Genomic DNA, 14,514 nt, shown 5'->3' with positions numbered 1-14,514 from the left:
ACCGGCGACGACATCGAGCGCCCGGTGCTCTCCTCGGGGAGCGCCGGGCGCTCTGCGTCGTGGCCCAGCACCCCTGACGCGGAGCCTCAGTCGCGGCCGAGCAGCTGCCCCATCGGCACGAAGTCCGAGAACTCCGCATCGAGCGTGCGGGCGGAGGCGGGCGCCGCCGCGCGTCCCTCCGCCGTGCCGGCGGACGCCGTGTGTCCGGCCGTCGCGCTCCCCGCCGCGTCGCCTCCCGCCGCGGCGTGCTCTGCCGCGTCGCGCTCCGCGGCGCCGTGGACCGTCGGCCCCTGTGCGGTGGAGCCGGCGCGCAGCATCACCGCGAGCTCGCGCGCCGCCCGGCGCACCCGGGCCGCGAGCGGCAGCTCGTCCGCCTGCCCGTCGGTGTCCGCGCCGAAGTCGGTCGAGGCCGCGAACACCGCCGTCGGCACCAGCTCCGCCTTCAGGTAGCCCAGCAGCGGACGCAGCGCGTAGTCGATCGCGAGCGAATGGCGGGCGCTGCCGGCGGTCGCGCCGAGCAGCACCGGCTTCCCCCGCCACAGCTCGATGTCGAGGGCGTCCACGAACAGCTTGAACAGCCCCGACGGGCCGACGTTGAAGATCGGCGTCACCGCGATCACGGCGTCGGCGGCGCGCAGCTGCTCGCTCACCATCGCCAGCCGCTCGCTGGGGAAGCGGGTGAGCAGTGCGTCGGTGAGGTCGTGCGCGTGCTCGCGCAGCTCGATCGTGGTGACCTCGACCTCGGCCCCTCCCGCCCTGAGCGCCGCGGCGGCCTCGCGGGTGAGCTGGTCGGCGAGCATGCGGGTGGAGCTGGGGGTGGAGAGCCCGGCGGAGAGGGCCAGGATCCGGAAGGTGGGCGTCGTCGGGGTGGTCACTTCGCCTCCTGCGCGTCCTCGGCCCGCAGGCCGGTCCAGTTGTCGCCGGTCTCGAAGCGGTAGGCGTCGTCGAAGGCACCGCGCTCCGCCTCGGCGGCGGCGACCCGGGCGGCGTGGGTGGGCGCCTTGGGGACGTCGGCGGGCGTGCGGGCCTCGAGCTCGCGGCGCAGCACGGGCACCACCTCGGTGCCCAGCAGCTCGATCTGCTCCAGCACCGTCTTCTGCGGCAGGCCCGCATGGTCCATGAGGAACATCTGGCGCTGGTAGTCGCCCACGTGGTCGGCCATGGCCAGGTACCGCTCGATGACCTGCTCGGGGGAGCCGACGGTGAGCGGGGTCTGTGCGGTGAAGTCCTCCATGGAGGGGCCGCCGCCGTAGACCGGGGCGTGGTCGAAGTAGGGCCGGAACTCGTTCCAGGCATCCTGGCTGTTCTTGCGCAGGAACGCCTGACCGCCCAGGCCCACGTAGGCCTGGTGAGCCTTCCCGTGGCCGTAGTGCTCGTACCGCTCGCGGTACAGCTGCACCATCTGCTTGGTGTGGCTCATGGGCCAGAAGATGTTGTTGTGCAAGAAGCCGTCGCCGTAGTACGCGGCCTGCTCGGCGATCTGCGGGGAGCGGATCGAGCCGTGCCACACGAAGGGCGCCACGCCGTCCAGCGGGCGCGGGGTGGCGGTGAACTGCTGCAGCGGAGTGCGGAACTGCCCCTGCCAGTCCACCACGTCCTCGCTCCACAGCCGGCGCAGCAGGTCGTAGTTCTCGATCGCGAGCTCGATGCCCTTGCGGATGTCCTGCCCGAACCAGGGGTAGACGGGGCCGGTGTTGCCGCGGCCCATCACCAGGTCCACGCGCCCGCCGGTGAGGTGCTGCAGCATCGCGTAGTCCTCCGCGATCTTCACCGGATCGTTGGTGGTGATCAGCGTGGTGGCGGTGGAGAGGATGATCCGCTCCGTCTGCGCGCCCAGGTAGGCCAGCGTGGTGGTGGGGGAGGAGGTGACGAAGGGCGGGTTGTGGTGCTCGCCGATCGCGAACACGTCCAGCCCCACCTGCTCGGCGAGCTTCCCCTGCGCGATCATGCTCTGCAGGCGCTCGTTCTCGGTGGGGATCCTCCCGGTGGTGGGGTCCGGGGTGATGTCGGCGATGGTGAAGATTCCGAACTGCATGGCGGCGGCTCCTGGGTGGTGCGTCGGGCCTGCGGGCGGGTGGAGGACGGCAGGGGCCGGCGCGGCGGCGGGGCCGACGTGCCGACCGGCACCGCCGCGACGGGCGGCCGTCGCGACGGGCGGCCGTCGCGATGTCCGGGCCGACGTGCCGACTCGGGTCGAGCCTCCGACTCTCCCGAAGGAATGCTACAACTTTAAACTACCGTGGGGGGAGGAGGCAAGGGGCGGCCCGCGCGGGGTGACCCCGGTCGCCCCGGCGTTCTGCGCGAAGCGGCACCGTGCGGCATCCTCCCGGTGGCAGGATGGTGTCCCATGACACGAGAGAGCATCGAGACCCTGCTGGACGCGACCCGATTGGCCGGACTGGAGACCACCGAGGGCGGCAGGATCCTCGCGAAGGTCTCGCGGCCGGATGCGAAGGGCACCGCCTACCGCAGCGCCCTGGTGGAGATCGACGGCGAGGCGCTGCTCCCGCTCACCCGTGGCAGCGCCTCCGTGGGCGCGGTCGCCGCCGCCGAGGACGGCACCACCTACTTCACCGCCAAGCGCGTGGGCGAGGACGGCGAGGAGGCCGAGGACGCCCAGCTGTGGGCGCTGCCCGTGCGCGGCGAGGCCCGCGAGCTCGCCGCCCGCCCCGGCGGCTTCGGCGGCCTCACCGTCGCCGGGCGCCACCTGATCGCGGAGCTGGAGGTGCACTCCCAGGCGGCCGACGAGACCGAGCACGCCGAGCTCACCGCGACCCGGACGAAGGACAAGGTCACCGCCGCCCTGCACAGCGGCTTCCCCACCCGGTACTGGGACCACGACCTGGGCCCCACCCGCCCCGTGCTCGCCATCGCCGCCCTGCCGGAGGATCTCGCCGCCGCCGAGCGCACCCCGGCCCCCGCCCGCGTCGAGGACGCCACGGCCGCGGACGGCTCGACCGACGCCGCGGCCGACGAGGACGCCCTCACCCAGGTGCTCCACTTCCGCCACCTGCCGATGCCTCCCGGGCGTCTGGTGGGGTGGAGCGTGGACCGCGCCGGCGAGCGCGCCCTGGTGGCGATGTCCGATTCCCGCGACGACCTGCTCGCCGTCTCCCACCTGTACCTGCTGGACCTGGTGGGCGGCCAGGGCCCGCGGCTGCTGCGCGAGGGCGGCGCCGAGGTCGAGTACGGCCCCGGCGCGTTCAGCCCCGCCGGGGACCGCGCCGTGATCGGCCGCCACCGCACCTGGACCGAGACGGCGACCATGAGCGCCGCGGTGGAGCTGCTCGACCTCGCCTCCGGCGAGTCCACCCCGCTCTGGCCGGAGTTCGACCACTGGGCGGACCCGGTGTGGCTGGACGAGACCACCCTGGTCGCCACCAGCGACGACACCGGGCGCGGCAGCGTGTGGATCGGTGACGTCGCCGCTCCGGCCCCGCGCCGCCTCGCCGGCGGCCCCGGCCGGGACCTCGCCTTCTCCGGCGCCTCGGTCGCGGGCGGGGCGATCATCGCCTCCGCCTCCGGCATCGCCGTGGCCCCGCACCCGGTGCGGATCGACCCCGCCACCGGCGAGATCGCACAGCTGCCGAACCCGGCCGATCCCGTGGACCTGCCCGGCACCCTCACCGAGGTCACCGCCACCGCCGAGGACGGCACCGCCCTGCGCGCCTGGCTGCGCCTGCCCGAGGGGGAGGGCCCGCACCCGCTGGTCGTCTTCGCCCACGGCGGCCCCTGGGGCTCGTGGAACGCCTGGACCTACCGCTGGAACCCGGGGCCGTTCGTCGCCGCGGGCTACGCGGTGCTGCTGCCGGACCCGGCGATCTCCACCGGCTACGGCCAGGCCATGATCGACCGCGGCCAGCACGAGCTCGGCGGCGCGCCGTACACCGACATCATGGCGCTCACCGACGCCACGATCGCCCGCCAGGACGTGGACGCCGAGCGCACCGCCTTCGCCGGCGGCTCCTACGGCGGCTACATGGCCAACTGGGTGGCCGGGCACACCGGAGACCGCTTCCGCTGCATCGTCACCCACGCCTCGCTGTGGGACACCGAGACGATGGGCCACACCACCGACAACGCCGGCTGGGAGCGGCCCATGCGCGGCCAGAACCCGCAGTACAACCCCAAGGAGTACGTGGGCGAGATCGTGGTGCCGATGCTGGTGATCCACGGCGACAAGGACTACCGGGTGCCGATCGCGCAGGGCCACGCCCTCTGGTACGACCTGCACGAGTTCTCGGCCACGCCGCGGGACGCGCACGGCCGCACCCGCCACCGCTACCTGTACTTCCCCGACGAGGGCCACTGGATCCAGGGCCGCGGCAACGCGCAGGTCTGGTACGAGACCTTCCTCGGCTTCCTCGATACGCACGTGCGCGGCGAGGCGTGGGAGCGGCCGGCCACGCTCGGCTGAGGTGCCCGCCGCGGTGCGCGGGCCGGGTGCGCCGGCCGCCTCCGCCGCGCAGGGCAGAAATGTCAGAGAACGGTCGATGTGCCGGCCGGGATCGATCGTTGACTGACATAACTCGCGCCCGCTCGGGGCTCGCCCGCTCGGCGCCGGCCGCGGCGCCCGCTCGGTCCGCGTCCGGCACTCGCCGCGGCGCCCGGCGCCGCGCCGCTCAGGTGACGGCGTCGGCGGGCGCGGTCCAGGTGCCGCAGGCGTCCAGCTCCCCGCCGCTGTCCCGGCCCGCGCGCACCCACTGCGCGCGGGCGGCGGGGGAGGGCTCGCCGGGCGTGGCCGGCGCGGCCTGCGCCTCCGGCGAGGTCACGAAGTCGGCCACCCGCCCGTCGGGCCGCACCCCGTCGGGCATCCGGAAGGTCGCCGCGGAGGAGAGGCAGGACAGCTGCAGGGCCCAGCGCCGCTGCACCTCGTCGGCGCGGTCGGGCTGCTGCGCCAGCGCCAGCTGGAGCGCGCCGTAGTAGCCGTCGAGCGAGGCGGCGGAGAGCGCGAACGCGGTGTACGTGTACGAGAGGTGCCACATGTACAGCTGCGGCGTCTCCTCGGCGCTGGTGTGGGAGAAGCCGGGGTCCCACGGCGCGGGCCAGTACAGCGTGTTGTCGCCGTGGCACACCACGGGCGCGAAGTCGGAGAAGCGCCCGGGATCGCAGCCCGCCTCCTCGGGGAGGTCCTCCGTGGTGAACACGACGATCTCGGGCGGGTCGAAGTCGATGCCCTCGGGGGCGAGGGCGTCTGTCCAGGCGCCGGCCAGGCAGTCGGCCCCGGCCCGCAGGTAGCCGGTGAGCTCCTCGGCGGGCACGGCACCGCCCTCGGTGGCGGGCAGGGCGCACTCCTCGGGCTCGGCCAGCTGCGCCCCCAGCAGCGGGTTCTCGGCCAGCACCTGGTCCAGCTGCTCGGCGGAGCCGGCGGGGGAGTGACCCGGCTCCAGCGGATGCCAGGTGCCGGCGTCCTCGGTGGGCTCGTCGGCGGTGGAGGTGGTGGTCTGGTCGGTGGCGGTGCCGCTGTCCGGCGCGGTGAGCCACAGCGCGGTCACCCCGCCGCCGAGCCCCAGCAGCAGGAGCATCGCGCAGCCGAAGGCGAGGGCGGGCAGCAGCAGGCGGCGCCGACGGGGCGCGTCGGGCGCGCCGGTCCCCGGCGGGACGGCGGGCGGGGCCCCGGGGGCCGAGGGGTCCGACGGGGGAGTCCCTGCCGACGGCGCCGCTCCCGTCGCTCCCTCCGCGCTGGAGGGAGAGGTCACGAGACCTGCTCGGCGTCGGCCGTCCACGTGTTGCACACGGAGAGATCGCCGCCGGACTCGAAGCCGCGCTCGATCCACAGCGCCCGGTTCTCGGGCTCGATGTCGTTCGGCGGCTCGCCGGGCTCCCAGCCGGCGGGATCGGTGAGGGCCTCGCGCACGGCGTCGGTGGGCTCGGCACTGCCGGGCACCTGCATCGAGACCGCGGAGCCGAGACATTCGCGCTGCAGCACGAAGCGGCGCCAGGCCTCCTCGTAGCGGTCCGGGTCCGAGCTCTCGAGCTGGTCCTGCATGGTCACGTAGTACACGGTGAGCGAGCTGTTCCAGGAGGCGGTGTTGGTGTACTGCAGCGAGAGGTCCCACAGATAGGTGCCGGGGATGTTCGCCGGGTCCTCGAACTCGGTGGCGGTCCCGTAGCCCACGGGCCAGTAGATGGTGGAGTCGAGGTTGCACACGCGGGGGCTGTCCGCGGAGAAGCCGGAGTCGCAGACGGCCTCCGCCGGGACGTCCGGGTGCTCGTAGACGACGATCTGCGGGCTCACCCAGGGCAGGCCGCGATCCGAGCTGGCGGTCGCCCACACCTGGTTCAGGCAGGTCGCCGAGGCGTCGAGCACCGCCTGCAGCTCCTCGGCCGAGGGGTTCGGCGGCGTCTCGGGCAGCTCGCAGCTGGCCGGGGTGGGCAGCGAACCCTCCGTGAGCGGGTTGTCCGCCAGCACGTCCCACAGCTCGTCGGGCGTGCCGGTGGGCGGATCGTAGGGGACCACCACCTCGAAGGCCGACTCCTCGGACCTCTCGGGCGTGGTGGACTCCTCCTCCTCGCTCGGGGTGGTCTCCTCGGAGGGAGAGGTGGTGGTGGCTGTCTCCGAGGGGGTGTCGGTGGCGACCGGGGGCTCGTCATCGGGCCGGAGCACGAGGAACGCCACCCCGCCGCCCACCACGAGGAGCAGCGCGAACACACAGGTGAAGGCCACGCCGAGCAGCACCCAGGGGCGCTTGCGCGGAGGCGTGGGGCCGCCGCCCGGGCCCTGCGGGCCGTAGCCGCCCGGTCCCTGCGGGCCGGCGGGGCCCTGCGGACCGCCCGGGCCCTGGGGTGCGCCGGGGCCGAACCCGCCCGGTCCCTGCGGGGCGCCGTATCCCTGCGGGCCGACGGGGCCCTGAGGGCTGCCCGGCCCGGAGGGGCCCTGGCCGTGCGGAGCAGGAGGCCGCTGGCCGGGCGCGCCCGGGTAGGGGCCCTGCGCCTGGCCGTGCGGGGGCGGGGGTGCGGCGTCCGGTCGCTGCCACGGCTCTCCCTGGCCTCCGGCTCCGCCCCATCCTGAGCTGGACATCGGCTCCCCCTTGGTCGTCACACCGGTGCTCCGGGAAGGATATCCGTGCGCGCCGCGCCGCCGGGGCGGAACCTCGCGACAGGAGGCGTCGCGCACGGGCGCAGACCGGTCCCGGGACGGGTGCGGGCTGCGCTGACGTGCACCGATGCGGTGCGTCGCCGCGAGGTCCCGATGCGGTCACGAGTTTCCGGCGACCGCGGGATAGGTCCCCGGTCGCCTCGAGGTCCCCGGCCGATACGAGGTCGCCGACCGCCACGAAGCCGTCGGCCGTGCGGGGTCATCGGGCCGTGCGGGGTCGGCAGGCGGTGCGGACCGGTCGGGCCGGGAATGCCGAACGGCCCCCGGTCTGCGAATGGTCTCGCAGGCCAGGGGCCGTTCCGTCGGCGGAGGATGGGGGATTTGAACCCCCGAGGGCGTGAACCCAACACGCGTTCCAGGCGTGCGCCATAGGCCGCTAGGCGAATCCTCCAGCGCTCGTAAGAGCAGGCATCAGCGTACCCGACGCCCCGGGCGCGTGCGAACTCACCGGGCACAGGTCACACTCGCGCCCGCCGCGCCGGCCCGGGGCCGGTGGAGTCGCGGAGGGTGAGCACGGGCTCCACGGTGCTCACCGCGTCGTGGGCGCGGCCGGCGAAGCGCTCGCCGAGCATCCGTGCCGCGAGGCGGCCCATCTCCTGCCGCGGCTGGTTCACGCTGGTCAGGTGCGGCCGCACCGTGAGCGCCACGGCGGAGGAGTCGTAGCCGATCACGCTCAGCCGCTCCGGCACCGCGACGCCGAGGTCCGCGGCGCGGTGCAGCACGGTCACCGCGGCGATGTCGTTCGCGGCGAACACGGCCGTGGGGGCCGCGGGATCGCCGCGCCGCACGGCCCGCAGCAGCATCTCGATGCCCTCGGTCGCGGAGGCCTCGTCGGGGCCGATCACCTGGGCGCCGTCGCGCAGCCCGAGCCGCGCCGCCTCGGCGAGGAAGCCCGCGCGGCGCAGCGCGGGGCCGGGCCGGCCGGAGAGGGTGACGTGCGCGAGGCGGCGGTGCCCGTGCTCCACCAGGTGGCGCACCGCGAGCGCGGCGCCGTCGTGATCGTGGTTGCGCACCGTGTCGGTGCCGGGGACCACGTCCTGCATCCGCCCGATCACCACCACCGGCACCAGGTGCGCGGCCGCCTCCAGCACGGCGGGGCGCAGCCAGGTGGTCACCGCGACGATCCCGTCCACGCCCAGGTCCAGCAGGCGCTGCAGCTGCCGCTCCAGGTGGGCGCCGTCCCGCCGGCCGTGGGCGATCACCACGCCCAGCCCGAGCCCCTCCGCCGCCTGCTCGATCCCGGAGATCACGTCCGTGTGGTACGGGTTCCCGAGGTCGGTGGGGAGCACCCCGAGCAGCCCGGTGCCGCGGCTGCGACGCCGGTAGCCGAGCCGGCGCGCCTCGGCGAGCACCCGGTCCCGGGTGCTGCGCGAGATGCCCTCGCGATCGTTGAGCGCCATCGACGCCGCGGCCGAGGAGACCCCGGCCGCGCGGGCCACGTGCGCCAGCGTGGGACGCGGTGCCCGCGCCCTCCCGTGCTCTGCCATGCCCCCGGTCTACCGCACGGAACCGGGCACCTCACCTGCGGATCTGAAGAGTTTCAGTGGATGCGGCCAAGGTGTGCCGAGGGGTTCACCCCCTGTTCACGGGGCCTGCGGAGGCTCTGCTTAGCGTGGTCGGTGCGAGGTGGGAACCAGACCTCGCCCCGCACCGCTTCCTGATCGGAGAGACGTGACCACTGCGCCTCGCAGCCCGCAGCCGGGCCCTGCCGCCCGTCCGCACCTCGTGCCGGCCCCCGCCCTCACGGGCGACGCCCGCCGGCTCCCCGCCCCGCGCGCCCTGCTGCTCGACTTCGGCGGGGTGGTCATCACCACCGCGGCCCGCCTCGGCTGGGCTCGCGAGCTCGCCGAGATCGTGGTGGACCGCGCCCGGGCCCAGGGCGCGAGCCTCGCGCCCGAGGCGGTGGAGGAGTCGCTGCGCGCCGGGCGGGCGGCGCTGTCGATGTGGAAGAACGCGGCCAGCCGCCGCCTCGCCCCGCGCGAGCTCGCCCCGCGCGAGATCGTGGAGGACTTCCTGCTGGCGGACCTGCCGGAGGCCGTGCGCCGCGGCCTGGGCCTCGAGGCGCAGGAGCTGCTCGCCGCGATGGCGCCGCTGGTGGCCGATCACCACTTGCGCCCCGGCGTCGCCGAGCTGCTCACCGAGGCCACCACGCGCGGGATCCGGCTGGGCATCGTCTCCAACGCCCACTCCGGGCGCGCCCACCGCCGGATCCTCGAGGACCTGGGCCTGGCCGGTGCCTTCGGCGTGCAGATCTACTCCGACGAGGTGGGGATCCGCAAACCGCATCCGGGCATGATCCACCTGGCCGCCGAGGCGCTCGGCGTGCCGGCGGCGGAGTGCTGGTACGTGGGCGACACCCTCGACCGCGACGTGGTGGCCGGGCGCCGCGCCGGTGCAGGCGCCGTGGTGATCACCCGCGACCGCCGCACCGACAGCCCGCCCTTCCGCGTGCTGGAGGCGCCCGACCTGGTGCTCGAGAGCCCCGAAGGTCTGCTCGCCCCGCTGCGCGAGGCGCTCGACGCCGCCCCCGAGCACCCGGCCGGGACCACCGCCGACGCGTCGGCCCCGGGAGCGGCGACCGCCACGGTCCCCGGCCCGGCGACCACCGGGGCCCCCGGCCCGTCGGCCCCCGACGAGGCGGCGCCGCGCGGGGGTGCCGACGTCGCCCCGCCCGCCGCCGCCCGTCGGCCCGCCCTGCTGCTGGACCACGGCGGGGTCATCACCCGCTCCACCCCGAACCCGCAGCGGTTCGTCGAGGTGGGGGCGATGATCGTGGCGCTGTCGGAGCGTGTCGGGGTCCCCGTCGACCAGGCCGCCGCCGAGGCGGCCGTCGCCGCCGGCTGGGACCGCCACCGCGCCCGCAAGCGGGAGCGGGACGCCGCCGGCCGGGAGCACCGCGAGATCGACGCGGCCGTGCTGTGGGGCGAGCTGGTGGGCGATGACCTGCCGGCGGCGCTGCGCCCCGTGCTGCGGCTGGAGGCGACCCAGCTCTCCCTCGCCCTGCACCGCCACAAGAACCTTCCTGCTCCGCGGCCCGGCGCGCTCGAGCTGATCCGCTGGTGCCACGAGCACGACATCGTGATCGGCATCGTCTCGAACACGATCTCCGGCCGCGGCGTGCGGGAGATCCTCGCCCGCTACGGCGTCGCCCACCTCATCGGCCCCTCCGCCTACTCCGACGAGATCGGGGTGCGCAAGCCCGGCGGCGAGATCTTCGAGGCCGCGCTCGCCGGCCTCGAGGCCGACCGCGCCGACGTCGTCTACGTGGGCGACAAGGCGCTGAACGACGGCCACGGCGGCCGCGCGGCAGGCCTCGGCACCGTGTGCCTGCTGCGCGGCGGCAAGGACTCCGATGCGGAGCTCGAGACCGCGCGCTCCGCCGGCGATGCGGACCACGTGCTCGATTCCCCCGAGCAGGTCATCGACGTGCTCGCGGCGCTGCTGCCCACCCCCTGACCCGTCGGGGCCCCGCCCCGACCGCCCGCCCGCGGCCTCCGACCCGTCCTGCCCGCACCCCCGCCCGCCGACGACCGCCCCCGTCCCTCCGAGCCGACCCGCCCTGTCACCCCTGAGGAGCCCCACCATGTCCACCCAGACCCCCGAGAGCCCCGCTCCCACCACCGATCAGCGTCGCGGCACCCTGCGCGGCGTCGTCGACGGCGTGCGCAGCGCGCAGCTGTCCACCTCGCAGAAGCTGATGATCTTCGTGCTGTCGATGTCCCTGTTCGGGCTGTCGAACATCATCCTCGAGATCATCCCCGATCTCTCCCTCGGCCCCGTCGACGTCTCCGTCTCCTACATGGTGTTCGTGCCGCTCACCATCGCGGCGCTGTTCTCCCCGTTCTGGGCCGCGCTCGGCGCCCCGCTGGGCGAGATCGTGTTCACCGATCTGCTGATGGGCGACTTCTCCGGCCTCGCCGAGGTGGAGGGCTTCCTGCAGATGTTCCTCGCCGTGTTCATCGCCGGCTCCCTGCTGCGCAACCCCCGCTCCCGCGTGCAGATCGTGCTGGGCGCGATCACGCTGGTGCTGGTGGACAAGGTCCTCTCCGCGATCGTGGACCTGTCCAAGGTGTGGATCGGCGTGGAGGACGCCGAGTTCGTGGAGGGCCTGCCCGAGTCGATGCTGGCGCTGGAGATCATCGGCCTGGGCGTGGACGTGCTGATGAGCGGCATCCTGCTGGGCGCGATCCCGGCGCTGTGGCTGATCCCCGCCCTGCACGGCAAGATCGAGCCGCTGATGGGCATGCGCCCCCGCGTGCCGGGGGAGCCGATCCCCGGCCAGGCGCCGGCCAGCGGCGTCTTCGTGGGCTTCGCGCTGCTGTTGTCGGTGGCGAGCTTCGGCTTCGCCTTCCTGGAGGCCTTCGACGTCTCCGCCGGGGCCTTCGAGCCGGACTACCTCGACCGCTTCGGCGACGGGTTCCTCCTCGTCTCCGTGCTCGCGATCGCGGTGGTGCTGGCCGGGGCGATCGTGCTGTTCCGCCTCTCACAGAGGTCGAAGGAGACCGCGGACCGCTCCTGACCCGCCCGTCCCACTGCCTGCCAGGAGACCCTGATGCACACCGTTCCCCCGACCACCGCGCCCTCGGGCCATGCCGCCGGCGCGCCCGCGCGACCCGCGACCGCCCCGGCCGCGGCGCCCACGGCGCACCGCGAGCCCGCGATCGTGGTGAAGGACCTGTCCTTCCGCTACCCGGGCACCGAGCGCGACACCCTGCGCAACGTCGATCTCACGATCGCGCGCGGGGACTTCGTGGCGGTGGTCGGGGGCAACGGCTCCGCCAAGACCACCCTGTGCAAGACCTTCAACGGCCTGGTCCCGCACTACTGGAACGGCGACTTCGCCGGCTCCGTGCACGTGGGCGGGGTCGACACCTGGGACTCGAGCGTCGCGGAGCTGTCCAGCCGCGTGGGCTACGTCTACCAGGACTTCCAGAACCAGCTGGTGCGGCCCACCGTGCGCGACGAGGTCGCCTTCGGCCCGCTGAACTTCGGCCACGCCGACTACCGGGAGCGCACCGACGAGGCGCTCGCGCAGCTGGGCATCGCCCACCTGCGCGACCACTTCGTGTGGCAGCTCTCCGGCGGGCAGGCGCACCTGGTGGCCCTGGCCGCGGCGCTCGCCCTGCGCCCCGAGGTGATCGTGGTCGACGAGCCCGTCGCCGAGCTCGACCCGGCCCGCGCCCGCGAGATCTACCAGCGCCTGCGCGACCTCAACCGGCGCGAGGGCATCACCGTGGTGACCATCGAGCACCACGCCGAGTTTATCGCCGAGTTCGCCCGCTCCGTGGTGCTGATGGCCGACGGCGCCCCCGTGTGGCACCTGCCCGTCCAGGAGGCGATGGACCGCCACGCCGATCTCGCCGCCCACGGCGTCCCCGCCCCGGACGCGGTCGCCCTCAGCGCCGCCGCCGGCGCCCGACCCGTGGCGCTGGACGTCGCCTCCGCCGCCGAGGCGCTGCGCCCGGTCGTCGCCGTGCGGGCGACGGAGCATCCGCGCCCGGCAGGCGAGCCCGGGCCGACGGACGAGCCGGGGCCGACGGGCGCGTCCCGGCCGGCATGCGAGGGCACCGACCCCGCCCCCGTCGTCGCCTCGCTGCGCGGGGTGCGCCACGGCTACCGCTCCGTCGCCGGCGGGCTCTCCACCGTGCTCGACGACCTCGACCTCGACCTCCGGGCCGGGGAGAGGGTGGCCCTGGTGGGCACCAACGGCGCCGGCAAGACCACCCTGATGAAGCTGCTCACCGGCCTGATCGTGCCCCGCGCCGGGACGGTCACGGTGGACGGCATCGACACCCGCTCCCGCTCCGCCGCGCGGATGGCGGACCACGTCTCCTACCTCTACCAGCACCCGCAGCAGATGTTCCTCAAGGACACCGTGCGCGAGGACATCGCCCTGTTCCCCCGCGGCCGGAAGGTGCCGGACGCCGAGGAGATCGTAGAGGGGATCATCCAGGAGGTGGGACTGGCCGCCCTCGCCGACAGGGACGGCCGCTCGCTCTCCGGCGGGCAGCAGCGCCGCGCCACACTGGGCATCGGCCTGGCGATGCGGCCCAGTCTGCTGCTGCTGGACGAGCCGACCTCCAGCCTGGACATCCGCTCCCGCGACGACGTCACCGCCATGCTCGCCGCCCTCGCGGACACCGTGCGCTGCGCCGTCGTGGCCACGCACGACATGGAGCTGGTGGCCACCTGGGCCAGCCGCGTGCTGGTGCTGGACCAGGGCCAGGTGCTCGCCGACGTCACCCCGCGCGAGCTGTTCTCCCGCCCCGAGCTCACCGCCCGCACCCGGCTGATCCCCCCGCAGGCCGCCCGGATCGCGCTCGAGCTGGGCCTGTACCCGCTGCCGCTCACCGCCGCCGAGCTGCGGGCGCATCTGCCCGCCGCTGGCGGGCGGCCCGCCCCCTCCGCCCCCGCCGTTCCCGGCCGGTCCGCCCCCTCTGCGCCCGCCACCGCTCCGACCGACGCCCCCGCGCACCTCGCCCCGTCGGCACCCGCTCTCGACCCGCAGGAGGTGCGTTGATGGCGCGCAGGACCCATGACGTGCTCAGCGTGGACTGGATCCGGCTGGAGCTGCTGCGCACCGCCTACTCCACGCGCGGCGGACTCTTCGCCCGCATGGACCCGCGGATCGTGCTGGCCTGGTACCTGGTGATGGCGATCGCGCCCTGGCTCACCCACGACACCGGCGTGCTGCTGCTCCTGTTCGCCATCGGGGTGGCGGCGGTGGCGCTGGCGCGGGTGGGGCCGCTGGTGCTGGGCCTGTTCCTCATCGGCCTGCTCGGGAACGTGGTGGGCCTGTTCGTCGCCGCGCTCCTGTTCGGCGGGAACCTCGACACCCTGCTCGCGCTCGCCGAGCTCAACCTCAAGCTGGGGGCCGTCTCGATGGCCTCGATGGCGGCGTTCGTCTCGCTGGACCCGGAGAAGCTCTCCGACGCGCTGCTGTGGTTCCGGGCCCCGGAGCTGCTCGCCTTCGGCGTCAGCTACGGCTACCGGATGCTGCCGATCCTGGTGGACGAGTACGTGACCGTGTTCGAGGGGCAGCGCCTGCGCCACGCGCCCGTGCAGCGGCGAGGCCTGCTGGGCTGGCGGGTGGTGTGGCAGTGGAGCGTCCTCGCCGTCACCGCGTTCTACCCGATCATGCTCAACACCGCCAAGAACGTGCGCACCACCGTGGAGGCGCTGGAGACCCGCGGCTTCACCTACGGCGCCTCGAACCCCGCCGGGCGCACGCTGCGGCTCGCCTACCTGCGCGTCTCCGCCCTGGACGCGGCGGTGCTGGCCGCCACGGCCGCGATCGTGGTGCTCGCCTTCGCCCTCGGCGGGAGGATCCCCGGGCTCGGATGAGTCCGCTCGTGCCCGTGCCCGTGCCCGTGCCCGTGCTCGTGCCCGTGCCCGTGCCCGAGTGCCGGCGTCCG

Annotated in this window: 10 protein-coding genes and 1 tRNA gene; 5 read left to right on the top strand and 6 right to left on the bottom strand. The window is 74.8% G+C overall.

Annotated elements, in window-relative coordinates; translation table 11 throughout:
* Positions 1 to 86: 86 nt before the first annotated feature.
* Complete coding sequence (locus tag DWV08_RS12125) at positions 87 to 875, bottom strand: CE1759 family FMN reductase (protein WP_115414031.1); 789 nt, start codon at positions 873 to 875, stop codon at positions 87 to 89.
* Entirely contained in the window at positions 872 to 2,035 is a 1,164-nt protein-coding gene (locus DWV08_RS12120; protein WP_115414030.1) for an LLM class flavin-dependent oxidoreductase, read from the bottom strand. Before DWV08_RS12120 ends, DWV08_RS12125 begins: the two co-directional genes overlap by 4 nt.
* A 312-nt stretch (positions 2,036 to 2,347) precedes the next feature.
* Here DWV08_RS12120 and DWV08_RS12115 point away from each other — a divergent pair, with 312 nt between their 5' ends.
* On the top strand, positions 2,348 to 4,417 hold the full coding sequence (locus DWV08_RS12115) for a S9 family peptidase (protein WP_115414029.1): 2,070 nt from the start codon (positions 2,348 to 2,350) through the stop codon (positions 4,415 to 4,417).
* A gap of 205 nt (positions 4,418 to 4,622) precedes the next feature.
* On the opposite strand, the gene DWV08_RS12110 is transcribed toward DWV08_RS12115, so the two are convergent.
* From DWV08_RS12110 to DWV08_RS12095, 4 genes are all read right to left on the bottom strand, one after another.
* Complete coding sequence (locus tag DWV08_RS12110; RefSeq protein ID WP_164740365.1) at positions 4,623 to 5,699, bottom strand: hypothetical protein; 1,077 nt, start codon at positions 5,697 to 5,699, stop codon at positions 4,623 to 4,625.
* Complete coding sequence (locus tag DWV08_RS12105; RefSeq protein ID WP_241237228.1) at positions 5,696 to 7,021, bottom strand: hypothetical protein; 1,326 nt, start codon at positions 7,019 to 7,021, stop codon at positions 5,696 to 5,698. The genes DWV08_RS12110 and DWV08_RS12105 overlap by 4 nt, the downstream gene beginning before the upstream one ends.
* A 384-nt stretch (positions 7,022 to 7,405) precedes the next feature.
* A tRNA-Ser gene (locus DWV08_RS12100) sits at positions 7,406 to 7,490 on the bottom strand.
* 67 nt (positions 7,491 to 7,557) lie between these two features.
* Positions 7,558 to 8,586, bottom strand: coding sequence for a LacI family DNA-binding transcriptional regulator (locus DWV08_RS12095; protein ID WP_115414027.1), 1,029 nt, complete (start codon positions 8,584 to 8,586; stop codon positions 7,558 to 7,560).
* A gap of 184 nt (positions 8,587 to 8,770) precedes the next feature.
* Here DWV08_RS12095 and DWV08_RS12090 point away from each other — a divergent pair, with 184 nt between their 5' ends.
* The 4 genes from DWV08_RS12090 (at position 8,771) to DWV08_RS12075 (ending at position 14,443) form a co-directional block, all read left to right on the top strand.
* Entirely contained in the window at positions 8,771 to 10,555 is a 1,785-nt protein-coding gene (locus DWV08_RS12090) for an HAD family hydrolase (RefSeq protein ID WP_115414026.1), read from the top strand.
* 127 nt (positions 10,556 to 10,682) lie between these two features.
* Positions 10,683 to 11,618 carry a DUF8171 family membrane protein gene (locus DWV08_RS12085; RefSeq protein ID WP_115414025.1) on the top strand — a complete coding sequence of 312 codons (936 nt, stop codon included), beginning with the start codon at positions 10,683 to 10,685 and terminating at the stop codon, positions 11,616 to 11,618.
* Positions 11,619 to 11,651: 33 nt separating this feature from the next.
* Complete coding sequence (locus tag DWV08_RS12080) at positions 11,652 to 13,619, top strand: ABC transporter ATP-binding protein (RefSeq protein ID WP_115414024.1); 1,968 nt, start codon at positions 11,652 to 11,654, stop codon at positions 13,617 to 13,619.
* Positions 13,619 to 14,443, top strand: a complete 825-nt coding sequence (locus DWV08_RS12075; RefSeq protein WP_115414023.1) for an energy-coupling factor transporter transmembrane component T family protein — start codon at positions 13,619 to 13,621, stop codon at positions 14,441 to 14,443. Before DWV08_RS12080 ends, DWV08_RS12075 begins: the two co-directional genes overlap by 1 nt.
* The last annotated feature ends 71 nt before the right edge of the window (positions 14,444 to 14,514 follow it).

The organism is Brachybacterium saurashtrense, from assembly GCF_003355475.1.
Lineage (GTDB): Bacteria > Actinomycetota > Actinomycetes > Actinomycetales > Dermabacteraceae > Brachybacterium > Brachybacterium saurashtrense.
The sequence above is the reverse complement of the archived record's forward strand: the minus strand, read 5'-3'. Positions and strand labels throughout refer to the sequence as shown.

Coding starts and splice junctions, on each gene's coding strand:
- DWV08_RS12120 (WP_115414030.1), bottom strand. CDS start 2,035: ATGCAGTTCGGAATCTTCACCATCGCCGACATCACCCCGGACCCCACC.
- DWV08_RS12115 (WP_115414029.1), top strand. CDS start 2,348: ATGACACGAGAGAGCATCGAGACCCTGCTGGACGCGACCCGATTGGCC.
- DWV08_RS12105 (WP_241237228.1), bottom strand. CDS start 7,021: ATGTCCAGCTCAGGATGGGGCGGAGCCGGAGGCCAGGGAGAGCCGTGG.
- DWV08_RS12095 (WP_115414027.1), bottom strand. CDS start 8,586: ATGGCAGAGCACGGGAGGGCGCGGGCACCGCGTCCCACGCTGGCGCAC.
- DWV08_RS12085 (WP_115414025.1), top strand. CDS start 10,683: ATGTCCACCCAGACCCCCGAGAGCCCCGCTCCCACCACCGATCAGCGT.
- DWV08_RS12080 (WP_115414024.1), top strand. CDS start 11,652: ATGCACACCGTTCCCCCGACCACCGCGCCCTCGGGCCATGCCGCCGGC.
- DWV08_RS12075 (WP_115414023.1), top strand. CDS start 13,619: ATGGCGCGCAGGACCCATGACGTGCTCAGCGTGGACTGGATCCGGCTG.